Raw genomic sequence first — 22,359 nt, 5'->3', positions numbered from 1 at the left:
CCTGCCGTCCATCCCGTCGGGCGTTGCCGTCATTCCACCGCCGGATTCGCAGGGCCAGCGACAGCAGGCGCCATTGCCTACGACCACGCCGATGCCCCCGGCGAATGTCGCAACGCCCATCGTGCCGCCGACGATTCCCCAGGCTGCTCCACTACCAGCGGGGGCCCAGCGGCCGTCCACGCCGCCGACGGCCCCCCCAGTCGCGTCCGCGCCGGCTCCTCTTCCGGTGCCTGCGGCTCCGCCCCCGGCCCCGGCCCCGGCCCCGGCAGTGGCGCCGCCCCCGGCGAGCCTTCCGCCCTCGGCTCCCGCCGTGACGGCAACGCCCGTCCCGCCGACCGGTTCGAACCGGCCCGACATAATGCCGATTCCCTCGCAGCTCCCCATGGCGAACTATCCGATGTTCACCGGGACCGCGGATGGCCGCAGCCAGCTGATCCGCCTGCGCGACCTGCGGAGCAAAGCCCTCCATCTCGAAGGCGCCGCTTCCGAGACCGGCATTGCCTTCACGACCCGCCAGGACGATGCCTTCGTCGCCGCGCGCATCAGTCTCCTCTTCAGTTATTCGAATGCCGTCGCCCGCGATGACGGCGTCCTCCAGGTGTTCCTCAACAACGAGCCGATCGGCTCTGTCGCGCTGGGCAAGGCGAGCGGACCGAAGGCGCGCGCCGAGTTCACCTTCACGCCGGCCCTGCTCTCGACCGACAACCGCCTGCAGTTCCGCTTCACTCTCAAGGGCCAGGGAGCGAGAGCCTGCACGCTCGATCGCGACAGGGCGATCTGGGTGAACATCGAACCCGCGACCTTCATCTATCTCAGCACGACGCGGCTGCCGGTTGCCGACGACCTGGCGTCGCTGCCGCGCCCCTTTGCCGATCCCAAGGACCCGCTGCCGCTCAACCTGCCCTTCGTGCTGCCGCCCGATCCCGAGCCCGGGCTGCTGCAGGCGGCCGGCATGGTGGCCGGCTATTTCGGCCTGGTCGCCGGCAACAAGGGCGCGACGTTCCCCGTGCAATATACCGGCCTGCCGGCTGGCAACGCCGTCGTCCTGGTCGTCGGCGGCAACTATCCGCCCGGTGTTGCGGCCATTCCGGGCGATGGACCGCGCGTCGCGGTGGTCGCCAATCCTTCCCAGGTCGACAGCAAGCTCCTGCTGGTCATCGGCGACACCACCGAGCAGCTTCAGGCGGCCGCGGGGACCCTCGCGACCTCGCCTTCGCGCCTGAGCGGCGGCTGGTCGGCCGCCAGCGAGCCGCTCCCGGCGCCTCGCCGGGCCTACGATGCGCCGAAATGGATTCCGAGCAATCGGCCGGTGCGTCTCGGCGAAATCCCGGACGGCGGAGGCATCAACGGCCGCCGTCTCCTCGATTCGCCGGGGGTCACTTTCCGTACGGCGCCCGATCTGTTCTTCGGCGCGCTGTCCGGCGGCAAGATGTACGTGCACATCCGTCGCGCCGACGACAGCTGGGTCGATGCCGGCAATTCACGCGTCTTCGTCGACCTCAACCAGCGCACGGTCGGGGAGATCCCGCTCGAACCAAAGCTGAAGGTGCTGTCGCGCCTGAAGGAATGGCTGATCCCGGGGAAGGCCGAGGATCGCGTTAGCCAGGTGCTGCTCCCGGGCTTCCAGCTTGCCAGCCAGAACCACCTCGATTTCCGGTTCGAGCTGCGGGCCAAGGCGGACGCCGAGTGTGAAATGCTCGACTGGAGCGACCGCACGGGCATCGATCCCGACTCGACGATCGACCTCAGTCGTGTCGCCCATTTCGCCGCCTTCCCGAACCTGGCGCTGTTCGCGAATGCCGGATTTCCGTTCACCCGCTATGCCGATCTCGCGACCACGGCGTTCGTGATGCCCGAAACGTCGTCGCCTGAAGAGGTGCAGGCTCTCCTGAACCTGCTGGGAATGATGGCCGACGCCACGGGCGTGCCGCCAACCCGCCATGAGGTCGTCGACGCCGCAAAGGTCGACCAGGTGGCCGACCGCGACCTGATCGTCATCGGGCTCACCTCGAACCAGCCGTTGCTCAAGCAATGGGAGTCCCACAACTCGGTCCACATCACGCCGACCAGCGTTACGGCAGCGCCCGGCCTCAGTTTCCTGCAGCGCCAGTTTCAACCGACCGATCCGCGCGCGCCCTACTATCGCGGGGCCGCCCCGGAACTTGCAAAGGCCAATATCGGCAAGCCCTACGCATACCTTTCCAGCTTCTGGTCGCCGCTCAACGAGAACCGGCTGGTGGTCATGGTCGGCAGCACGCAGCCGGCGGCCCTGGTGGCGATGAGCGGACATCTCGGCGACCCCGAAGTGTCGACCAACGTACAGGGCGATTTTTATTATCTGACAGGCAGTAAGGGGGAATTCTACACGTCCGGTGTTAGGAAATTCGTTGGCGGACTACCAATCTGGTGGCGAATTCAATGGCTTGCCGGATCTTTTGAACTTGCTGCCTTCATTTGCGTGATTTGTGTTATATTAATCTTCGCGGTGATGATCGAACGGTTTTCGGCACACAGGGCTAACCGGCTTCTTACCCGGACGTTGTCGGACGGAAGCTGACTGAGTTTGGGGTCTAATGGGAAGGACGGAGCGTTCGGAGCGTAGCGGGACCATCAAGAGCGTTCTCGCCAGCGCGGTCGTTGCGCTGTCCGTTCCGAACCCCGGATGGGCGGCGCCGCCGACGACGGCCGCCGACCCCTCGTCGTCGTCGATCTATGGCCTCCTGTTCGAGCAGGCGACCATGTGGCGGGAGCGCAATCGTCCCGACCTCGCCGCGCAATCGCTGCGAAAGATCCTGGAAAGCCAGCCCGACAATACGGAGGCGCTGTTCCAGCTGGGCTCGATCGAGCTGCAGAACCAGCGCTTCGACCAGGTCCGCGCGACGATCGCGCGCCTGCGTCAGATCGATCCGAACGATGCGCGCGCGGCGGAACTCGAGCGCGCGATGGCACTGGGCCAGACCGACGAGGTGGCGCTGGCCGAAGCCCGCCGGCTTGCCGCCGCGGGCGCTTATGATCGCGCGATCGCGATGTATCAACGGGCCTTTCGGGGCGGCCCGCCGCCGTTCGACCTCGCCGTGGAATATTACGAGACGCTGGCGGGAACGGGCGCGGGCTGGGAGGAAGCGCGGATCCGGCTCAAGGCACTGGCCGAGCGCAGCTATGCGACGTCCCGAACCAAGTTCGCCTATGCCCGCATCCTCACCTACAATGAGCAGACGCGGCGCGAAGGCATTGTTCTGCTGGCGGAATTGGCCAGTGATCCAGCCGTCGCGCAGGCCTCGTTCGAGGCGATGCGGCAAGGGATGCTGTGGCTCACGGTCGGGCCGCAGGACAAGCCGTTCTTCGAATCCTATCTCCAGCGCTTTCCCGGCGACACGGTCGTTCGCGACAAGCTCGTCGACGCGCAACGGCCCGTGCGACAGGACCCGCTGGGCGCCGCGCTCGCCGAAGCGTATCGGCTGTCCGATCAGGGTCTGAACGATCAGGCGGTTTCGCGCTTCGAAGGGGTCCTGCAGGCAGACCCCAACAATGCTGACGCGGTCGCGGGGATCGGCATCGTGCGCCTGCGGCAGGAGCGGTTCGCGGACGCGCGCGACCAACTCGACAAGGCCATCAAGATGGCCCCGAGCCGGGCAGCCGACTGGGCGCCGGCGCTCGAGGCGGCGAACTTCTGGCTGTCCTACCGGGAGGCCGTCGCCCTGCGGGATCGCGGCGACGTCACCCAGGCGGAGAAGATCGTCCGGCCGCTGGCCGACCATACGGGTACGCCCAAGGAGCGTGGCACGGCCCAGGCTCTGATGGGCGACCTGCTGCGCCGCCAGGGCAAGCAGCGCGAGGCGGAGGGATACTACCGCGATGCCCTGAGCCGCGATCCGGGCAACAAGGAAGCACAGGCCGGCCTCTACCAGGTGCTGACCGCCCAGGGGCGCGACACGCGCAGCGAGCCGCTTCTGGCCAATCTCGACCCGTCCGTCCGGACGCGCATCCAGTCGGACGGTGCCCAGCAGGCGGCGCAGAGCCTGCGGGTCCAGGCCGCCGGCCTCGAGCGTTCGCAGCCCGAGCGGGCCGAACAACTTTATCGCGAAGCCATGCGCATGGACCCGTCCAGCCCGTGGATCCGTTACGACCTCGCAAAGTTCCTGGCGAGGCGGGGCAAGGTCGCCGAAGCGCAGCCGTTGATCGACGAGCTGGTGGCCAGCGGCCGGCCGGAGAGCATCTACGCGGCAGCCGTCTACTATTCCGAGCAATCGCGAACCGGTGAGGCCGTTGCTCTGCTCGACCGGATCCCCGTCAACCAGCGTTCGGCGCGCATGAACACCCTGCGCAACGACCTCCGCAATGCCGGCGACACCGACCAGTTGATCGCCGCGGCGAAGGCGGGCGATGCTGGCGCGCGGGCGACTCTGGCGGCGCGCGCCAATGCCCCGAACGCGACACCGTCGCAGCAGGCCAATGCGGCGCTGGCACTCGCCAAGGTCGGCGACCGCGCCCAGGCGATGGCCGTCGTCCGTCGTCTCTCGGCTCGCAACGACCTCAGCGCCGATACGCTGCGTACCATGTTCTACGCAGCATCGGAGGCAGGCCAGGACGCCGAGGCCAGCACGCTGCTGGCGCGCATCTCCAAGAACACAGGCGGCCGCGACGTGGCCAACCTCCAGGAGTCGCTGGCCATCCAGCAGGCCGACCGGCTGCGCACGCAGAAGAACCTGACGGCTGCCTATGACGTGCTGCTGCCCTATGTCTCCGGTCCGTCGCCCAGCGTCGGCGCGCGTCTGGCGCTGGCCAGGGTCTACAAGGATTCGAACTTCGGCGAACAGGCGATCCAGGTTCTCGACGGCATCATGGTGTCGTCCCCGGCCGATCCCGACACGCTCCAGCAGGCGGTGAACATCGCCATCGATCTCCGGCGGTACGAGCGGGCCGACGTGTGGCTCGCCGAGGCGCTGCGTCTGCAGCCGCAGAATCCGCGCCTCTACATGGTCCAGGCACGCCTGCTGCGCGCGCAGGGGGATACGACGGGCGCCAAGCGCGCCCTCGAGACCGCCCAGCAGCTCAACCGCGGCCTGGGGCAGACCGAGCTGGTTCCGGCGCCGTCTCCCGCATCGGTCGACGTGGCCCCCATTCAGCGAGCGGCGGCCGTGTCGCCCGGCAACGCCGGCGGGGTAGCGACGGAACGGTCGTCGCTGCGGCCTCCCGGCGGGAGCGCGGAGGCCGAGTTCATGGCCGAATTCGAACGGCGGGTTGCCGCGAAGAACGCTTCGGTCACCCGTACGGATGGTACGCCGAGCCGGGCCGACGTAATGTCGCTGGATCGGCCGTCCCTGGCGACCCCAGCCGTCCTGACGGCCCAGGCGGGACCGGTGCGCGCCGCGCCGCCCGTCCAGGTGGCGCAGAATCCGCTGGTCCCCCTGCGTCGGCCGGGCGGCGAAAGCAGCGCGAGCACCTCGGTGACGGCGATGACGCCGCCGCCGTTGCCGGGCACGCCGGGCGCTCCGTCGGGTTCGATGAGCGACACCGATCCGCTCAGCCGCGAGATCGAACGCGAACTCACCTCGCTGAAAAAGTCCACGGCGATCATCGTGGACGGCGGCATCGGTTTCCGCGGCCGATCCGGCGAATCGGGTCTCGGCCGCATCAACGAGATCAGCGTACCGATCAAGGCCCGCATTCCCATCGGCAACGCTGCCCTCGTTCCGACCATCATGCCGGTGACGATCAACGCTGGTACCATCGGGGGAGACCCGTCGACCCTGTCGCGCTATGGCGCGAACGCGCTTGCGGGGCTGGCCGGCACGCTGCAGCCAAACAATGCACAGGCCACGGGCATCGCCTTCGGCATGGGGCTCGAATGGGGGCATCTCACGCTCGACGTCGGCAGCACGCCGCTCGGCTTCCCGCTCACCACCATCGTGGGCGGTCTCGTCTGGAATCAGCCTCTCGGCGACAAGATGAACATAAAGCTCGAGGCGTCGCGCCGGTCGGTCACCGACTCAGTCCTGTCCTACGCGGGCGTGACCGATCCGATCACCAGCCTGACGTGGGGTGGCGTCACGCGCAATGGTGGCGAAGCGATCATCAGCTACGACGATCAAACGCTGGGTATCTACGGGAAGTTCGCCTACGGCTACTACATGGGCACGAACGTCGCGAGCAACCAGTCCTATGAATTCACGGCGGGCGCTTACTTCCGGCCCATCAAGGACGAGAACCAGGAACTCAAGGTCGGCATCTCGGCGACCTACCTGAGCTTCAACCAGAATCTCAGCTACTTCACCTATGGCCAGGGCGGCTACTTCAGCCCACAGAGCTTCTACAGCCTGACGTTTCCCATCGACTGGACAGAGACCTCGGGCAAGTTCACGTACAGCGCGGGTGCCACGCTCGGCGTCCAGAGCATCCAGCAGAGTTCGTCGCTGTTCTTCCCCACCAACTACTATTTCCAGAACGCGGCGAACATCCTGGCCACGAGCGGAGCAGCGGCGTTTGCGCCGATCTTCCCGGCGCAGAGCAACACCGGCATTGCCTTCGGTCTGCGCCTGGGCTTCGAATATGCGGCAACCGAGCGGACGTCGATCGGCGCCAAGGCCAACTTCGACAACGCCTATCAGTACGATCAGGGCACAATTCTGCTATTCCTGAGAAGCTCGTTTAACTAGCCTGGTTCAGAACGGACTTTCGATGGCTGTCCGCCCCGCAAACAATTCATACGATCCCCTGACCCTGGGCGTAGCTGCGCGCCGTTCCTGTCCAGCCCCCCTGCGGATTCTGATGGAGGGGCTGGCGGCCGCGCTTTCCCAGGTCGCCGGAGACGAACAGGCGCTGCGCATCCTGGCCGGTGCCGGTTCGGCCATCGCCAGGGAACACGCCATCCCGGCCTCCAATTCGCTCGCCGAACTCAAGGCGGCGATGAATGAGGGATTGCAGTCCCTCGATTGGGGGCAGGTCGACATCTATGAGGCCGAGAAGGCGCTCGAGTTCGTCGTCGTCGGCTATCCGTACTTCGACGGCGTCGAGGCGCAGACGGCCTTCGCCGCCATCCTCGAAGCGCTTCTGGAAGGCTGGCTGACCCAGCAGGCGGCGCGCCCGGGACTCGCGATGCGCCTCGCCGAACGTGGCAGCGGATCTTACCCGCCGCTGGTTTTCCGCTACGAACGGTCCGGTCTTTAGCCATGGACCCGCGTCGGGTGACCGATGGTTCGCGCCGGCAGCTCCTCAAGGCAGGCATCGGCCTTGCGGCGCTTTCGTTCAGTCCCTCGGCCGCCCGGGCGGATCAGAACTGGCAGACCTTCAAGCGCCGCTTCGTCGTCGACGACCGGCGCGTGATCGACAGCGGCAACAACAACGTCAGCCATTCCGAGAGCCAGGGCTGGGGGCTCCTCTTCGCCCAGAGTTTCGACGACAAGGAGACATTCGCAAGGATCTGGGATTGGACCTCGAGATCCCTGCAGCGAGGCGACGGGCTCTTCTCCTGGCGCTGGTCGCCCAATACGGCCGATCCCGTTCCCGACAAGAACAACGCGGCCGACGGTGACATCCTGATCGCCTGGGCGCTCATGCGTGCCGCGGCAGGGTGGAACGAGCCGCGTTGGCTGCAGCCGTCGCGGCGCATCCAGTCCGCGGTCCTGGAGCGGCTTGCGGTCGACTTCCAGGGGCGGCTGATCCTGTTGCCGGGCCTTCAGGGGTTTGCCCGCGGCAATCGTTATGTGGTCAATCTTTCCTACTATGTGTGGCCTGCGATTCACGATTTTGCCGAGGGTGCGGGGGACCGGGGAAAATGGCGGCGGCTCGAGGCCGATGGGCTGTGGCTTTGCGACAATGCGGCCTTCGGCGACTACAAGCTGCCGCCGGACTGGCTGCTGTTCGGCCAGCAGGCGTTCCGGGTCGCCGACGACTGGAAGCCGTATTTCGGATTCGATGCCATACGCATTCCGCTGTATCTCGCGTGGCACAACCAGGCCGCCCGCCTCGGCCGGTTCGTGACGGCCTGGCGGACGCCGAGGTTCGGAGGACGGCCCCCGGCCTGGATCAACCTCGACGACGGCTCCGTAGCATCGTATCCCTCCAGCGGCGGTTACGCTGCGGTCGCGGCGGTCACGCAATTCGTGGCGGACGGCGCCAGGGGAAACGCGCCCATTGCAACCATCGGTGATGACGACGACTACTACTCCGCCAGCCTCAAGCTGCTGTCGAATCTGGCGGCCCAGGAAGGGCCCCGTGCGAAGCGCAACTAGGGAGCCGCTCCCGGCACTATCGTGCATAACTCATCAAGCCTCGATGAACCATGACATGACCCGCCGGGTTCGATACGTTGACGTCCGTTGCCTCGAGGATATCGCCCGGGCAGTTCTGGTCGGACCCGTTTGATGCCGCACAAATTCCGCTCGCTCGTGGCCAGCGGTGACGATGAATTCAGGGCCGAGCTGGTCGAAAGGGCGCTCACTCTCAATTTTTCCATCCGAACCATCCGCTCGCCGGAGGAACTGCCGAAGTATCTACAGGGACGGCATTTCGATTGGCTCTTCCTCGATGTCGAACTGGGACAGGCGCAGTGCCTGCAGATCATTGCCGCGCTCAGCGCCGGTTGGCGCCCGCGAACCGTCCTGGTCGGAACCATCGATGCGGCGGAGCTGGAGAGCATTCGGCGAAGTGCCGTTCGTGCCGGCCTTGATGTCGTCGGCATTCTCGCGAAGCCTCTGTCCTTTCCGGCCCTGATGGCGCGGCTGGCTGCGCTCGAGGCGCGCCAAGAGCACGAACCCAATGCCGACCTCGCTGCGCGCGGCCTCGATCCGATACCCGGCAACGAGATCGAGCTGCACTACCAACCGATCGTTTCCATGCGGGACCGTGTCGTTCGCCGGACCGAAGCGCTGGTGCGCTGGCGGCACCCCGAATATGGCCTGATCCAGCCCGAGGGCTTCATCGGCCTGGCCGAGCGTACGGGTGCCATCATCCCGCTGACTTGGGATGTGATGGCAAGGGCGGTCGATCAGCAGACGGTGTGGAACAAGCAAGGCCTGTCCCTTGCTGTTTCCGTCAACGTGTCGGCGCTCGTGCTCACGTCAATGAGGATAGCGGATGAGATCCTCGGCTTGCTGGAGGAGCGGGGTGCGGATCCGCGCACGCTCATCCTCGAGATCACGGAAACCGTACGGGCACCGGATCCGGCCGTCGCGCGTGGTCTGCTGGCCCGTTTGCGAGAGGCGGGCGTCGGCGTATCGATGGACGATTACGGGGTCGGCTATTCCGACTTCGGGCGGTTGCAATATTATCCCTTCAGCGATCTGAAGATGGATCGTGGCTTGGTGGCGCGGCTGCCCGATGACCGGGAAGCCAGGGACATTGTTTCGACGCTGGTGTCCCTCGCGGCCCGCGAGGGCGTGAGTCTGACGGCCGAAGGCATCGAGACGCGCGAGCAGTGGGATATGCTGGAGGGGCTCGGCTGCAACTTCGCCCAAGGCTTTCTCATCGCCCGACCGATGCCGGCCGCCCAGGTGAAGGGCTGGATCGAGCAGATGGCCAAAGCGGGCCGCTACAGGCCACCGCGGATCGGTTGACCGCCCGCCGCCGAGCCATGGGGGCGGAGCCTATGAATGAGCTTCTGCGCTCTGGACCTGGTTTCGGCCGAGGGCCTTGGCACGATAGAGCGCCGAATCGGCCTTGCGTATCGTCGTCTCCACGTCTCCATCGAGCCTCGCCAACCCGATGCTGGCGGTGATGCGAAGGGGGCGGCCGTCGACGTCGATCGACAGTTCGGCAATGCGCGCGCGTAGCCGTTCCGCGATGCGTCGCGCTTCCGGCTCGTCGACGTCGCGCAGCAGGGCGCAGAATTCTTCGCCGCCGTAGCGGGCGACCAGGTCGCTGGGGCGCAGCTCGCTGCGGGCCAGGTTCGCGAAGGCGACGAGCGCCCGGTCGCCGCCGGTATGGCCGTACGTCCTGTTGACCTCGGAAAAATAGTCCAGATCGATCATCAGCACGCAGGCCGGGGCCCTCAGCCGCTTCCCTTCGTCGAGGAGGAAGCGGCGATTCGGCAGGGCCGTCAGCTCATCGGTTTTCGCCAGGCTCTCGAAATGATGCCTCAAGCGTTCGTGGGTCATCATCAGGAACCCGAGCGTCATGGCCACCACGCAGATCGTATTGATGAGCAGCGTTATGCCCTGGGTCGGATCGTAGAAAGGCGTCGTCGGCTCCTGCGGCGGCTCTTCGAGCAGGGAGAAGACGATGCGCACCACCATGGCAATGCACATGACGAAAAGTGCGAGCGCTGTCGGAATCCGGCTGATCAGCGGCTCGCTGATCCTGGCCCTGAGGACTTCCCAGCCGGCGAGCAGGGACAGGATGGCGATCGCGAGCGAGCAGAGCGCGACGCGAACATTGAGATCCGTGCCGCTCACCAGGGCGATCGTAAAGATGACGAAGAACAGGACCGTGGGAATGACGGCATAGTTGAGGATGCGCTCGCCGGTATTGAACCGCCGCACGCTCATCCACACGGTTGCGTATGCCGCGACGACCAGCGAATTGGCCATGATGACCAGCGGAAGGGGGGAGCTGCTGGTCCGCAGGCTTAACTCCAGGGAGCCCAGCGCGCCCAGTGCAAGGGCAATGGCCCAGCCGCGCACACCGGGGACATCGCGATGATGGGACCAGGAAAAAAAGTAGATCCCGGCCATCACGAACGCGACAACGAAATTCAGCAGATAGAGCGTCAGGACGTCGACCGACATCGACATGTTTGCGCGATACTCCGGTCAGGCGCTTTCGGCGCCCCGCCAGGCGACGACCTGGCCTGACATGACGAATCGGTCACGCCCCGCATGCTTGGCAACATACAGTGCCCGGTCCGCCGCTGCGATCAGCAAGGGATGGTTGCCCTGGGTTTCGGCATTTGGCCAGGTCGTCGCGCCACCGATGCTCAGCGTCACCCGCTTCGTCGGCAGGTTCAGGGCGTGCGCCAAGTTGAGGGTCTCCAGTGACTGGCGGATCCGTTCCGCTACCAGCGCACAGCCCACCTCGTCGGCGTTGGGAAGCAGCAGCACGAATTCCTCGCCGCCGTAGCGGGCGGCAAGATCGCCCGGGCGGCGCGCTTCCGCCGCAATCGCCTTGGCGACGGTCTTGAGGCACGAATCGCCAGCCTGATGCCCGTACTGGTCGTTGAACTTCTTGAAATTGTCGACGTCCATCATCAACAGCGAGACGGAGGTGCCGTCGCGCCCGGCCCGGCGCCACTCCTGCTGCAGCATGTCGTCGAAGTGACGCCGGTTGGCGAGTCCCGTCAAGCCATCCTTGATCGCCAGGGTCGCCAGCTTTTGTTCAAGGTCCTTGTGCGCGGTCATGTCCCGCGAGATCGCGACGACTCCGTTGACCTTGCCGGTCTCCGGATCGCGGGTCGCGCGCAGGGCAGTCTCGAGCCAGATCTCGCCACCCTCCCGTTGTCGGGTCCGGTAAACGAGCCTGGTCTCCTCGACCTCACCCTGTTTGAGGGCCCGTACGGTTTGGCGCACGCGCGGCAGATCCTCGCCGTTGACGCCCGCCAGCGCGTGCGTCTCGCGAAGCTGAGCCGCGCTCCACCCCAAGAGGCGAATGCACGAGGGCGACACGTAGATGATTCTCTCGTCGAGGCCGATGCGCATGACCATGTCGCTCGATTCCTCGGCCAGCAGCCGGAAGTCGGCCTCGTTGGCGGCCAGCACCGCGGCAATGCGTTGCCCCTTCAGCAACTGGCGCACGAGGTAGATGCCTGTGCCGGCGATCAACGTCACCAGGCCGAGGACGAGGGCCATGCGGATCATTGCTTCCTGGCGCCACGGTGCGAGGACTTCGTCCTTTGCCTCCGTCGCCAGGATGAGCAGCGGAAAACGGTCGCTCAGCCTGTAGAAGCTCAGGCGCAGTGTCTGGTCGAAAGGCGACCTGAAATAGTAGAGACCCGCCGGTCGGCGGGCGTCCATCTCCCGGATGAGCGGCGTGCTCGAGACATCGCGGCCGACCGATGTTTCATTGTCGACGCTCCGCGCGAGGATGATACCGCTCTTTTCGATCAAGGTGATGGTCCCCGTGGTGCCGAGGTCGAAGCGCTTGTAGAAGTCGGCAAAGTAGCTCGCGTCGATGGTGGCCAGCACGACGCCGGCAAAGGACCCGTCCGGGTGATCGAAGCGGCGCGACGCCGTGATGACCCACTGTCCGCCGGAGCGGCTCCTGATGGGGCTGCCGATCAGCAGACCCTTGTCCAGCGATGCGCGATGTTGCTTGAAGTATTCGCGGTCGCTGTTGTTGAACAATGCCGGATTGACGGACTCAGTTGTCGCCAGCCAGCGGCCGGCTGCGTCATAGACGAACAAAGCCCGGACGCGCCCCATCGTACCCTTCCGGAGGTCGATGTCGTCTCTCAACCTTTGGATGGCGCCAGGCCCGATGCCGTCCGTCTCCAGACGGTGCACGAGGCCAATGACCAGGCTGTCTGCCAGTTCGAACGAATCGTCGGCATGCTGGACGAGCGATTGGGCGATGTTTGCGACGTCGACTTCGGCGGCTTTCAGCGCTTCGTGCCGCAGTCCCCATTCGCGCAGGGAACTGAGGGTGAGGAGCGCCATGCAGATCAAGGCGACGAGGCCCCCAGCCAGGAAGGCCAATTGGCGAAGGCTGGCATTGCGGAGACTCGCGCTCATTTCACGAGCCCGCGAGAACGCATGTCCAGGAAAGCGTTTCCAGATGGCGGCGCACCGAGGCGTGCGGTCGGATCCATCCTAATTTCCCAATCGTACGACGAAAAATAGAGTAGCCCCACACAGAGCGAGCATAGGCCATCGCCGCAGGCAAACAAACTCGAATAGTCGCAGCGGCAGGGCAATTTCCGAGTTCATTGCCCGGCGCGTCGTCAGGGCAACGGATGATGATCGTGTTTTCGCCATGTCGTCTGGATGCTAAGGCGGTCCCATTGGTGAACAGTGAGAGCCACGTGGCGAAAATAGTCGTCAGAAAGTCGGGAATTCACGGCGACGGCCTGTTTGCCGCCGAGGAGATTCCATGGGGCACGAAGATCATCGAGTACAAGGGTGAGCGGATTCCCGACGACAAGGCCCTGGCGCGGATCGCGGAGGGCGCCGACAGCATCTTCGAACTGGGAATGAACGCGAACATCGACGGCTCCTCCGGGGGCAACGAAGCTCGCTACGCCAATCACCGCCGCCGGAACCCCAACGCCTTCATCCTTCGCGACGAGGGCCGGATCTGGATCGTGGCCGGGATCGAAGGCATTGCGAAGGGAGAGGAGATCACCTTCGACTACGGATCAACTTTCTATCCGCGTTGAGGGGTTGATGACCCGGCGAGGATCGCCTCGACGATTTCCTGGACGTTCAACGCTTCCTCGAGCGTCGCGAGGTGATGGGCCTCGCCGCGTGCCAGCCGGGTCACGCCCTCGAGCTGGCGCTTCAGGGCCAGGGGACGGGCGCGCTCGTTGGGCATGGCGTCGGGCGCGGGCTGCCAGCTGCCGTTCGGCAGGCGGCGCTCCGCGATCGACCAGTCACACAGGCGAACGGCGCCGCGGTCGCCCTCCAGGACCCAAACGTTGTGATCGTCCTTCGCCGTCTCGCCGACGCTGCCGCCGAGCGTCACCGGCAGGTCGCCGGCGTGCAGGGAGGCCGAGATGCGCCGTTCCGACTTGCCGGCCTCTGGAAACCAGGCCTCGCCGTCGAGGCCGTGGAGCGGCCCGGCGATGCGGCGTGCCAGGAAGAGGAAATGCGAGACGACCTCGCGTGTGAACCCTCCCTGCGCGGGGCCGTCCAGCCATGCCACGGCGTCGGCCTGCCAGGGGCGCGGCCAGATCCTGAAGCCCACTTCGACGTGGATCCGCTGCGGCGCGCCGATCTCGCCCTTGTCGATCCAGTCACGGAGGGTTGCCACCGCCAAGGAGGAAGCGAAAGGGAAATTCACGGCGCCCCGGCTGCCGGCCGCGGCCACGAAGGCGCGCGCGTCGGCGACGTCGACCGCAAGCGGCTTCTCGCCGAAGAAACTCTTGCCCGCCGCGAGGGCCGCGCGGGCGTGACCGAGATGGGAGGCCGGCGGCGAGGCGACGTAGACGCAGTCGCTCGCCGCAATCACCGCTCCGGCGTCGGCGAGCCGCGGCACGCCGGGAAAGGTCCGCTCCATGCGCCGCATCGCGTCGGGGGAGGGATCCCAGATGCCGCACACGCGGATCAGGGCTGGATCCTGCTGGAGGATCGCGCCGAGCAACCGCTCACCCATGATGCCGGCGCCGATGATGCCGATCGCCACGCTACCGTTCTTCATTCCGTTCACTCGCTCCGTCGATGTCCCGACAGACGTTGCACGAATCCCGGGACGACGGCAGGGGGTAGCGAGGATCTGGCGGGTGGCCGGCTTGCCGGGCGCGCGGAACGCCGTACTCTTGCGCCATGATCCCGCGCAGAACGATCCTCTCCGGCCTCGCTGCGATGACGGCGGCCGGATGCACCCCCCGACAGCCCGTTTCCACCGCCATGACCTATCCGATCGCGCCGCCGCCGCCCGACCGGGCGACGATGGGGCTCGATGCGGTGATCGATCTCAGCCGCAGCGTGACGGTCGCGGATTTCCGCGCGGTGCGGCGAAGCGGCATACTGGGCGTCATCCACAAGGCGACCGAAGGCGGCGACTATCTCGACACGGCCTATGCCGGTCGGTGGCCGCAAGCCGAGGCGGCGGGCCTGCTGTGGGGTGCCTACCACTTCGGCACGGGCCAGACCTCCGGGGCGCGGCAGGCCGCGTACTTCCTCTCTGTCGCCCGGCCCGGCCCGCGCACCCTGCTCGCGCTCGATCTGGAGGCCAATGAGAACAATCCCGGCAATTCGATGCGGCTCGACCAGGCCGAGGAGTTCGTGCAGGCTGTGGCCGCGGCAACGGGCCGGCTGCCGATCGTCTACGTGCATCCGACCTGGGCCAACGGCGATCCGCTGCCGAACTCGGGTTTGAGTCTCGGGGCACGGATCACACCGGACTCGCCCGTCGCCCGCTGCGGCCTGTGGATCGCCGACTATCACGATTCGCCTGAAGTGCCGATCGGCTGGGAAACGACCGGCTGGCGCCTCTGGCAATATGCCGGCGATGAAAGCGTGGCCAAGCCGGCGTACGGCCAGACCAACATCGTCCAGGGCGTCAGCCACTGCGACCGCAACCTGTTCAACGGCGACGCGGGCGAGCTGCAGAGCTTCTGGGGCGCCGGCTAAGCCGGCATTTGCGCCCGGCAGATTTTACGTCGTTTAACCTGCGTCGGTCGGTCGGGAGTGATAGCTCTCGACGGGTCTCCGGCCCAGGTGAGGACGAGATGCCCAGATCGCATGAGAGTCTCACGCTCGACGACGCGAAGCGGATGCTGGCGGCGGCGGAGTCAAAGGCCGTGAGTTTCGGAGTTCCCTACAATATCGCGGTCGTCGACGATGGCGGCCATCTTCTCGCTTTCTCGCGTCAGGACGGCGCGCTGATCGGCAGCATCGATCTCGCAATCGGCAAGGCGATGACGGCGCGGCTCTTCGACAAATCGACGGACTATCTCGGAGAGCTGGCCGCACCGGGGCAACCGCTCCACGGCATCGAACAGAGCAACGCGGGCAAGGTCGTCATCTTCGGCGGCGGTATTCCCGTCATCGTTCATGGAAATGTCATCGGCGCAGTGGGTGCCAGTGCGGGCACTATCGAGCAGGACATCGCGGTCGCACAGGCTGCGGTCGGCGCAATCACGCGGCCATGACTGGCCGAGCCGGTTCCGATTTTACCTCATTTAACCAGGCACTTCAGGCTCTCTGCGATACAAGCGGGAACATTCGAAGGAGGCGGCCGACATGAACATCCTCATGGTTCTCACCTCGCACGATCAGTTGGGAAATACCGGCAAGAAGACGGGCTTCTGGCTCGAGGAGCTCGCGGCGCCGTACTTCGTCTTCCGTGACGCTGGAGCGAACGTGACGCTCGCTTCACCGAAAGGCGGGCAGCCGCCGCTCGATCCCAAGAGCAACGAGGTGGCGTTCCAGACCGACGAGACGCGGCGCTTCGAGAAGGACGCTGCGGCAATGCAGTCGCTCGCCACCACCAGGGTGCTTGGCGAGATCAATCTTGCCGATTTCGATGGCGTGTTCTTTCCGGGTGGCCACGGGCCGCTGTGGGACCTGACCAACGACCGCAACGCGCTGTCGCTCATAGAAGGCATGCTGGCGGCCAAGAAGCCGGTCGCGCTCGTCTGCCACGCGCCGGGCATCCTGACGAAGGTCAAGGCGCCCAACGGCGATCCGATCGCCAGGGGCCGGTCCGTCACGGGATTCACCGATGCCGAGGAAGAGGCGATGAAGCTCGTCGACGTCGTTCCGTACCTGCTGGAAGACGTACTGAAGGAGCAGGGCGCGAAATTCACGTCGACCGGGCTCTGGGGCGTCCATGTCGTCCAGGACGGCTTGCTGATCACCGGCCAGAACCCGGCCTCGTCGAAGAAGACGGCCGGCACCTTGCTCCAGGCGCTGGAGAAGAAAACGCCATGAGCAAGAAGTATACGGGCAAATGCGCCTGCGGGGCCGTGAAGTTCGCATTCGACAAGGATCCGGATTTCATCGCCAACTGCCACTGCCTCGATTGCAAGCGAGCGTCCGGCGGCGAGGCGGCCACCTTCTTCGGCGTGCCCGAGGACGACTTCACCCTGCTCAGCGGCACGCCGAAGCCGCATCACTACGTTGCCGATTCCGGGAAGGGCCTCGATCGCAACTTCTGTCCCAACTGCGGCTCGCGGCTGTTCACCAGCAATCTCGAGAGCTTTCCCGGTCTCGTGTTCGTGATGCTGGGCAGCCTCGACGAGCCGGCTCTGATCACGCCGAAACTCGAAATGTTCACCAAGCGCCGCCTCGCCTGGGTCAAGCCGCTCGACATGCCACAGTTCGACAGCATGCCGGGCTGAACCGGCGGGACACGCTCCCCGCATTCACTTGCTTTGTTCGAGACACCTCCGGGTAGGGAGACGGGAATGGCTTATGCGAGCGTGAACCCGGCGACGGGCGAGACAATCAGGACATTCGCCAATCATACGGATGCCGAGATCCAGTCGGCGCTCGCCGCCGCAAACGCTCTCTATAAATCGAGCTGGTCGAAGGGGGCGATCGAGCCGCGCCTGAAGGTGCTGGAGCGCCTGGCCGACCTCATCGACGCGCGCGCGGAAGAGCTTGCGGCCGCCCTGGTGAAGGAGATGGGCAAGCGGATTTCGGAAGCCCGTTGGGAAGTCGGCGTCACCGCCTCGATCGCGCGCTACTACGCGACGAATGCCGCAACCTTCCTGGCCCCCGAGAAGCTCCTGACATCCCAGGGTGAGGCCTGGGTCGAATATCATCCGATCGGCGTCATCGTGGCGGTAGAGCCGTGGAACTTTCCCTATTACCAGCTGGTGCGAGTCGCAGCGCCAAACATCGCAATCGGCAATCCGGTGCTGGCCAAGCATGCGAGCATCGTCCCGCAGGCGGCCGTCGCGTTCGAGGGACTCGTGACGGAAGCGGGCGCGCCGGCGGGCGCCTGGACGAACCTCTTCGCCTCGGGCCAGCAGATCGCGTCCCTGATCGAGGACGGCAGGGTCCAGGGGGTGGCGCTGACCGGTTCCGAGAAGGCCGGCAGCGCGGTGGCTTCCCAGGCCGGCAAGCATCTCAAGAAGTCGGTGATGGAACTCGGCGGCGCCGACGTCTTCGTGGTGCTGGACGACGCCGACCTCGACCGGGCGGTGGAGATCGGCGCCAATGCGCGGCTCAACGTGGCGGGCCAGGCGTGTAATGCCGCGAAGCGCTTCCTGGTCCACGCAAAGGTCGCGGATCGATTCCTGGAGAAGTTCACCGAGAGGTTTGCAGCCACGAAGGTCGGCGATCCGATGGACGAGACGGTGGGGATGGGGCCGCTCTGTTCCCGCGCCTCGCGCGACGATATCGCGGCCCAGGTCGACCGGGCGGTGAAGGCGGGCGCGACGCTCCACCATGGAGGTGCAGTGATCGAGGGACCAGGCGCCTTCTACCAGCCGACGATCCTGACCGGCATCACGCGCGACAATCCCGCCTACTTCGAGGAGTTCTTCGGACCGGTCGCGCAGGTCTACGTCGTGCGCGACGACGACGAAGCCGTCGAGCTTGCCAACGATTCGAACTTCGGCCTGTCGGGGGCGGTTTTCACGGCCGACATCGGCAGGGCGGAGGCACTCGCATCGCGTATGGAGACCGGCTCCGTCTGGATCAACACCCGCTCCGCCACGGCGCCGGAGCTGCCGTTCGGCGGCGTGAAGCGATCCGGCTACGGGCGCGAACTCTCCCAGTTCGGCATCAAGGAATTCGTCAACCAGAAGATGGTGGTGGTTGCCAGGAGCTGACTGCTCGGCGGGCACTGCATTCGGTTCAACAACGCAGGAAGGGTACGCAGATGAAGGCCGCTCGCATCCATGAATATGGTAAGCCCGTCGTCCTCGAGGACATTCCGGTGCCGGACATCCAGCCGGATGAGATCCTCGTCCAGGTGAAGGCGTGTGGCATGTGCCGGTCGGACGCGCAGCTGATCGACGGCTACTTCCGCCCCTTTGCCGACATCCCGACGCCGATCACGATCGGGCACGAAATCTCGGGCGTGGTGTCGAAGATCGGCAAGGACGTCCCGAAGAAGGCAGGCTTGGCGGAGGGCGATGCCGTCGGCGTGGCGCCGGGTTGGGGCGATGGCGTGTGCCGTCACTGCCTCGTGGGCAACACCCATATCTGCGCGAATGTCCGTTGGCCGGGCTTTGGCCCCTATGGCGGGTTCGCCGAGTATATCCCGGTGCCGGCGCGCTATCTCGTCAAGGCGGACAAGCGCCTGAAGTTCGAACAGATCGCGCCCCTTACGGATGCCGGACTGACGCCGTATCGTGGCATCAAGAAGTTGCGTGATGCCGGCGCGCTGGGACCGGACAGGGTCATCGGGGTCTTCGGCATCGGCGGCCTCGGCGCGTACGCCGTTCAATATGCGAGGCTGCTGGGCGGCGGCGCCAAGGTCGTCGCCTTCGCGCGCAACGCGGACAAGCTGGCGGTCGCGAAGGAGAACGGGGCCGACCATGTGATCGCGATCAAGAACAAGACCTCCGAGGCGATTGCGACCGAACTCGAGAAAGCGGTGGGCCAGAAGGACCTCGACGCCATCATCGACTGCGCCGGCGCCACGGAGATGATGGAGCTCGCCTTCAGTCTCCTCGGGATCAGCGGACACTATGCCAATGTCGGGCTCGTCGGCGAACGTATCAGCGTGCCGCTGCTGCCGCGCGTGAACCGTGAGCAGACGTTCCACGGCTCTTACTGGGGCAACAATGTCGATCTCGCGGAAGTCCTGTCGCTGGCTGCCCAGGACAAGGTTCATCACACGAGCAAGCTCTTCAAGTTCGAGCAGATCAATGAGTATCTCGACCTGATGAGGGCTGGAGACATCATCGGTCGTGCCGTCATGAAATGGTGAACGAACCGCGCGCGCGTTGTAGGAGCTGGTCGGCGGCCTTCAGGTCGCGCGTCGCGAAGCCTTCGCTGAAGCGACGGTAGATGGGAAGGAGGAGACCGGTCGCCTCGTCGGATCGACCGGTCTCCAGATAGTGGGCCGCCAGATCGGTGGCGATCCGCAGTTCGTAGGACAGGGCGTCCAAGGCATGCGCTTCGTCGAGTGCACTCAGGAGAAGGCTTTCCGCCCGCGCAGGCGATCCCGCTCGTAGCACGAGTCGCGCCTCGACCCGCATCAACTCGGGCCGGCGCAATCTCAAACCCTGCTGCGCCTCGTAGCGCATCGCTTCTGCAATCGCATCGCCGGCTTCGTCCAGACGGCCCTCGCGTGCCAGTATCTCGGCCAGGACGCTTATGAAGTTGGCGATTCCCCTGACGAACCGCGTCTCGATCAATTCGTCGATTGCGGAGCTCATGCGGACCCCGGCGCCCGTATGCCCGCGCAGGTCGTCGAGGGCCGCCGTGTAGAATCGCTGTACCGGAATCCAGTTTGCGAGTAACTCGATCTCGAGGATCGATCGCAGTCGGGTCGTGCAGCGTTCGAGGAATTCGACATCGCCGTTCAGCAGCGAGACGGGGCAGCCGGCGAGCGCGAGTACGTTCGACTGGGAGACAAGATGGCCGGTGCTCTCGGCGGCGTCGATCGCAGCCCGAGCGACGGTCGCGCCATAGTCGGGACGGCCGCTCACCCATGCGAGCACCGGAATATAGCAACGGATTCCGATGTAGCGGTCGACCTGAAAGCCCGCCATTCGCGATCCCCTGCTGATCCGCGAATGTGCTGCGGCCAACCTTTCCAGCGTTGTCAGGGAGGCGGTCAGGTCTCCCGTATGCGCCTTCGCCCAGGCAAGCAGGCGCTCGCCTTCCGGCGCCAGCGACCAATCCTGATGTCGGGCGCAAATCGCACGAAATTCTTCCAGCCGCTCGATGGTGTGCCTGATGCGTCCTACCCTTCCCAGATAGATCGCAAGCCCTGCCAGCGATTGTAGCTCGAAGGCGAGATTTGCGGCGCGCCTTGCGAGGGCGAGGGCGGTGAGCCAGATGTCCTCGATCTCGGGCACGAACATTCGCGCGTAATTCATGCACCAGCCGCGGGAGATCGCGAGCTTCGCCTTGAGGAGATCGTTGCTCCCAATCTTCTCGGCGTGCTCCAATGCAACCTCGACCCGGGTCTGCGTCTCCGAGATCAGTGACCGTTCGAACCACAGCGGAATAGTCGCGACGGTCAGTCGGACACCGAGGGCCGCGTCGCCGCCATCGCCGAAGGCCCAGGTCAGAGCCGCCCGCACGTCGGCGATGCGGCCGAGATATCGCCGGGTCCAGTCGTCGCCGTCGCGCCAGCCCCATTCCGCCTCTGACTGTTCGAACAGAGCGAGGATGCGTTCGGCGTGGGAACGTCGCGCCGGCGCATCCAGTTCGGTCTTGAGCCGTCGCCTCGTGGCATAGCGGCGTGTGCTGTCGAGAAGACGATAGTGCAGACCGGCGCCGCTCACCTGAGCGGCCAGCAATGACTTGGCGACGAGGCCCCCCAGGCCGGTGGTGACGTGGGTCGGCCTCAATCCCGCCGTCGTCGCAACGGCAACGACATCTTCGAGTTCGAAGGCATCGGCGAACACCGACACCAGGGCGAAGAGCGTGGCTTCGTTCGGCGACAACAGCCTGTAGCTCCAGTCGATCGTCGCCAGCAATGTCTCCTGGCGCGGTGCCGTCTTCGGGGAATGCGCGCTTGGGGCGCTCAGATGCCTGTCGAGCGTGGCCAGAATATCCGGCATTGCGTGACCTTCCGCCTTGGACGCAGCCAGCTCGATCGCCAGCGGCAATCCGTCGAGGGCCCGGCATATCTGCACGACGGCCGTGCAGTCGGCGTCGACGAGTTCGTAGTCCGCCCATTCCGACGCCCGGCGCGCGAACAGATCCACCGCCGGGAACCGCTTGACCTCGTTCACGGTGAGGGCATGGCCGGAGTCGGGACAGGCGAGGGGGCCCAGCCACACGACATGTTCGTCAGGTGTGTCCAGAGCCTCGCGGCTCGTGGCAAGCAGCGTCGATTTCCCCCCGCGGGCCGCGAAAGCGCGGGTGAACGCGGTTACGCCCGGCAGCACATGCTCGCAATTGTCGAGGAGGACGAGCAGGTGGCGCCGTTCGAGGAATCCGAAGATGGCGGTGAGTGCGTCGGCGGGATCGCCGCGCAACCCGAGAGCCGCAGCCAGCGCGGTGGGGACGAGGGCCGGGTCCTCGCAGGTCGAGAGATCGACGAAGCAGATGCCGTCCGGACATTCGTCAGCGAACGCCCGCGCGGCTGCGATGGCGACGGTCGTCTTGCCGACTCCGCCGGTTCCAACCACCGTGACGTGGCGCCTGATGCGCAGCGCCGCGAGGACCTCGGCAATTTCGCTTTCCCGGCCGACGATGTGAGGCTGCGGCGGAAGTCCGCGCAGCCTTGCGGTCTCGATTGTGGGGCTTTCGTCGATGATGCCCGCGGTACTGGCATGCACCGCCGACACGAACCGATAGCCCCGTCCCGCGACCGTCGCGATATAGGTCGGCTCCTTCTGCGTGTCGCCCAGGGATCGCCGCAGGCTCCACATGTTGACCTTGAGATTGCTGTCGTGAACGAAGACGTTGGGCCAGGCGGCGGCCACCAGTTCATCCCGGCCGACGATTTCGCCGCTGCGCTGAACCATCAGGTTCAGCAGTTCGAAGGCGCGAGCCCCCAGTTGAACGCGACGATCCCCCTGCATGAGCAGCTGGCGGTGGGGGAACAGGCGAAATGGGCCAAACTGATAGACCCTTTCGCTTCCGCTGATCGAGGGCTCTGCCATTGGAATGATTTTAACCTGCCTGC

16 protein-coding genes are annotated in these 22,359 nt (G+C 65.7%); 12 read left to right on the top strand and 4 right to left on the bottom strand.

All coding sequences use genetic code 11. The annotated features are described in order from the left end of the window. Window positions 1–310: 310 nt before the first annotated feature. From EPO41_RS23410 to EPO41_RS23390, 5 genes are all read left to right on the top strand, one after another. Window positions 311–2,557 carry a cellulose biosynthesis cyclic di-GMP-binding regulatory protein BcsB gene (locus tag EPO41_RS23410; RefSeq protein WP_296330559.1) on the top strand — a complete coding sequence of 749 codons (2,247 nt, stop codon included), beginning with the start codon at window positions 311–313 and terminating at the stop codon, window positions 2,555–2,557. A 16-nt stretch (window positions 2,558–2,573) separates the two neighbouring features. Further along, entirely contained in the window at window positions 2,574–6,656 is a 4,083-nt protein-coding gene (locus tag EPO41_RS23405) for a cellulose biosynthesis protein BcsC (protein WP_296330556.1), read from the top strand. A gap of 112 nt (window positions 6,657–6,768) precedes the next feature. Then, the gene (locus EPO41_RS23400; protein ID WP_296330553.1) at window positions 6,769–7,167 is read left to right on the top strand and encodes a hypothetical protein; all 399 of its coding nucleotides are present in this window, start codon (window positions 6,769–6,771) and stop codon (window positions 7,165–7,167) included. Between the two features lie 2 nt (window positions 7,168–7,169). Further along, window positions 7,170–8,231 (top strand): glycosyl hydrolase family 8, encoded by a 1,062-nt coding sequence (locus tag EPO41_RS23395; protein WP_296330550.1) that lies wholly within the window; start codon window positions 7,170–7,172, stop codon window positions 8,229–8,231. 132 nt (window positions 8,232–8,363) lie between these two features. After that, window positions 8,364–9,554, top strand: a complete 1,191-nt coding sequence (locus EPO41_RS23390) for an EAL domain-containing protein (RefSeq protein ID WP_296330547.1) — start codon at window positions 8,364–8,366, stop codon at window positions 9,552–9,554. A gap of 30 nt (window positions 9,555–9,584) precedes the next feature. On the opposite strand, the gene EPO41_RS23385 is transcribed toward EPO41_RS23390, so the two are convergent. Beyond that, window positions 9,585–10,730 carry a GGDEF domain-containing protein gene (locus EPO41_RS23385; RefSeq protein ID WP_296330544.1) on the bottom strand — a complete coding sequence of 382 codons (1,146 nt, stop codon included), beginning with the start codon at window positions 10,728–10,730 and terminating at the stop codon, window positions 9,585–9,587. An 18-nt stretch (window positions 10,731–10,748) separates the two neighbouring features. Further along, window positions 10,749–12,662, bottom strand: a complete 1,914-nt coding sequence (locus EPO41_RS23380) for a diguanylate cyclase (protein ID WP_296330542.1) — start codon at window positions 12,660–12,662, stop codon at window positions 10,749–10,751. A gap of 221 nt (window positions 12,663–12,883) precedes the next feature. On the opposite strand from EPO41_RS23380, the gene EPO41_RS23375 reads away from it, so the two are divergent. Further along, on the top strand, window positions 12,884–13,306 hold the full coding sequence (locus EPO41_RS23375) for an SET domain-containing protein (protein WP_296330539.1): 423 nt from the start codon (window positions 12,884–12,886) through the stop codon (window positions 13,304–13,306). On the opposite strand, the gene EPO41_RS23370 is transcribed toward EPO41_RS23375, so the two are convergent. Then, window positions 13,294–14,286 (bottom strand): Gfo/Idh/MocA family oxidoreductase, encoded by a 993-nt coding sequence (locus tag EPO41_RS23370; protein ID WP_296330536.1) that lies wholly within the window; start codon window positions 14,284–14,286, stop codon window positions 13,294–13,296. The two genes, EPO41_RS23375 and EPO41_RS23370, sit on opposite strands and share 13 nt — an antisense overlap. A 125-nt stretch (window positions 14,287–14,411) precedes the next feature. Between EPO41_RS23370 and EPO41_RS23365 the strand changes: the two genes are divergently transcribed. The 6 genes from EPO41_RS23365 to EPO41_RS23340 all read left to right on the top strand — a co-directional run bounded on the left by EPO41_RS23365 (window position 14,412) and on the right by EPO41_RS23340 (window position 19,479). After that, window positions 14,412–15,221: a glycoside hydrolase family 25 protein gene (locus EPO41_RS23365; RefSeq protein ID WP_296330533.1), complete on the top strand. Its 810-nt coding sequence runs from the start codon at window positions 14,412–14,414 to the stop codon at window positions 15,219–15,221. 98 nt (window positions 15,222–15,319) lie between these two features. Next, a complete protein-coding gene (locus EPO41_RS23360; RefSeq protein WP_296330531.1) occupies window positions 15,320–15,742 on the top strand; it encodes a heme-binding protein in 423 nt (140 codons plus the stop codon). A 91-nt stretch (window positions 15,743–15,833) separates the two neighbouring features. Next, on the top strand, window positions 15,834–16,523 hold the full coding sequence (locus EPO41_RS23355) for a type 1 glutamine amidotransferase domain-containing protein (RefSeq protein WP_296330528.1): 690 nt from the start codon (window positions 15,834–15,836) through the stop codon (window positions 16,521–16,523). Then, the gene (locus EPO41_RS23350; protein ID WP_296330525.1) at window positions 16,520–16,933 is read left to right on the top strand and encodes a GFA family protein; all 414 of its coding nucleotides are present in this window, start codon (window positions 16,520–16,522) and stop codon (window positions 16,931–16,933) included. The genes EPO41_RS23355 and EPO41_RS23350 overlap by 4 nt, the downstream gene beginning before the upstream one ends. A gap of 66 nt (window positions 16,934–16,999) precedes the next feature. Further along, complete coding sequence (locus tag EPO41_RS23345; RefSeq protein WP_296330522.1) at window positions 17,000–18,373, top strand: NAD-dependent succinate-semialdehyde dehydrogenase; 1,374 nt, start codon at window positions 17,000–17,002, stop codon at window positions 18,371–18,373. Window positions 18,374–18,423: 50 nt separating this feature from the next. Continuing rightward, window positions 18,424–19,479: an NAD(P)-dependent alcohol dehydrogenase gene (locus EPO41_RS23340; protein WP_296330519.1), complete on the top strand. Its 1,056-nt coding sequence runs from the start codon at window positions 18,424–18,426 to the stop codon at window positions 19,477–19,479. Here EPO41_RS23340 and EPO41_RS23335 read toward each other — a convergent pair. Beyond that, window positions 19,466–22,336 (bottom strand): winged helix-turn-helix domain-containing protein, encoded by a 2,871-nt coding sequence (locus tag EPO41_RS23335; protein ID WP_296330516.1) that lies wholly within the window; start codon window positions 22,334–22,336, stop codon window positions 19,466–19,468. The genes EPO41_RS23340 and EPO41_RS23335 overlap by 14 nt on opposite strands. Window positions 22,337–22,359: the final 23 nt, after the last annotated feature.

Source organism: Reyranella sp., from assembly GCF_004297265.1.
GTDB lineage: Bacteria > Pseudomonadota > Alphaproteobacteria > Reyranellales > Reyranellaceae > Reyranella.
The sequence above is the reverse complement of the archived record's forward strand: the minus strand, read 5'-3'. Positions and strand labels throughout refer to the sequence as shown.

Bases quoted from the DNA above. Each gene is read 5' to 3' on its own strand.
- EPO41_RS23405 (WP_296330556.1), top strand. From the start codon at position 2,574: ATGGGAAGGACGGAGCGTTCGGAGCGTAGCGGGACCATCAAGAGCGTT.
- EPO41_RS23400 (WP_296330553.1), top strand. From the start codon at position 6,769: ATGGAGGGGCTGGCGGCCGCGCTTTCCCAGGTCGCCGGAGACGAACAG.
- EPO41_RS23395 (WP_296330550.1), top strand. From the start codon at position 7,170: ATGGACCCGCGTCGGGTGACCGATGGTTCGCGCCGGCAGCTCCTCAAG.
- EPO41_RS23390 (WP_296330547.1), top strand. From the start codon at position 8,364: ATGCCGCACAAATTCCGCTCGCTCGTGGCCAGCGGTGACGATGAATTC.
- EPO41_RS23385 (WP_296330544.1), bottom strand. From the start codon at position 10,730: ATGTCGATGTCGGTCGACGTCCTGACGCTCTATCTGCTGAATTTCGTT.
- EPO41_RS23380 (WP_296330542.1), bottom strand. From the start codon at position 12,662: ATGAGCGCGAGTCTCCGCAATGCCAGCCTTCGCCAATTGGCCTTCCTG.
- EPO41_RS23375 (WP_296330539.1), top strand. From the start codon at position 12,884: ATGATGATCGTGTTTTCGCCATGTCGTCTGGATGCTAAGGCGGTCCCA.
- EPO41_RS23370 (WP_296330536.1), bottom strand. From the start codon at position 14,286: ATGAAGAACGGTAGCGTGGCGATCGGCATCATCGGCGCCGGCATCATG.
- EPO41_RS23365 (WP_296330533.1), top strand. From the start codon at position 14,412: ATGATCCCGCGCAGAACGATCCTCTCCGGCCTCGCTGCGATGACGGCG.
- EPO41_RS23360 (WP_296330531.1), top strand. From the start codon at position 15,320: ATGCCCAGATCGCATGAGAGTCTCACGCTCGACGACGCGAAGCGGATG.
- EPO41_RS23355 (WP_296330528.1), top strand. From the start codon at position 15,834: ATGAACATCCTCATGGTTCTCACCTCGCACGATCAGTTGGGAAATACC.
- EPO41_RS23350 (WP_296330525.1), top strand. From the start codon at position 16,520: ATGAGCAAGAAGTATACGGGCAAATGCGCCTGCGGGGCCGTGAAGTTC.
- EPO41_RS23345 (WP_296330522.1), top strand. From the start codon at position 17,000: ATGGCTTATGCGAGCGTGAACCCGGCGACGGGCGAGACAATCAGGACA.
- EPO41_RS23340 (WP_296330519.1), top strand. From the start codon at position 18,424: ATGAAGGCCGCTCGCATCCATGAATATGGTAAGCCCGTCGTCCTCGAG.
- EPO41_RS23335 (WP_296330516.1), bottom strand. From the start codon at position 22,336: ATGGCAGAGCCCTCGATCAGCGGAAGCGAAAGGGTCTATCAGTTTGGC.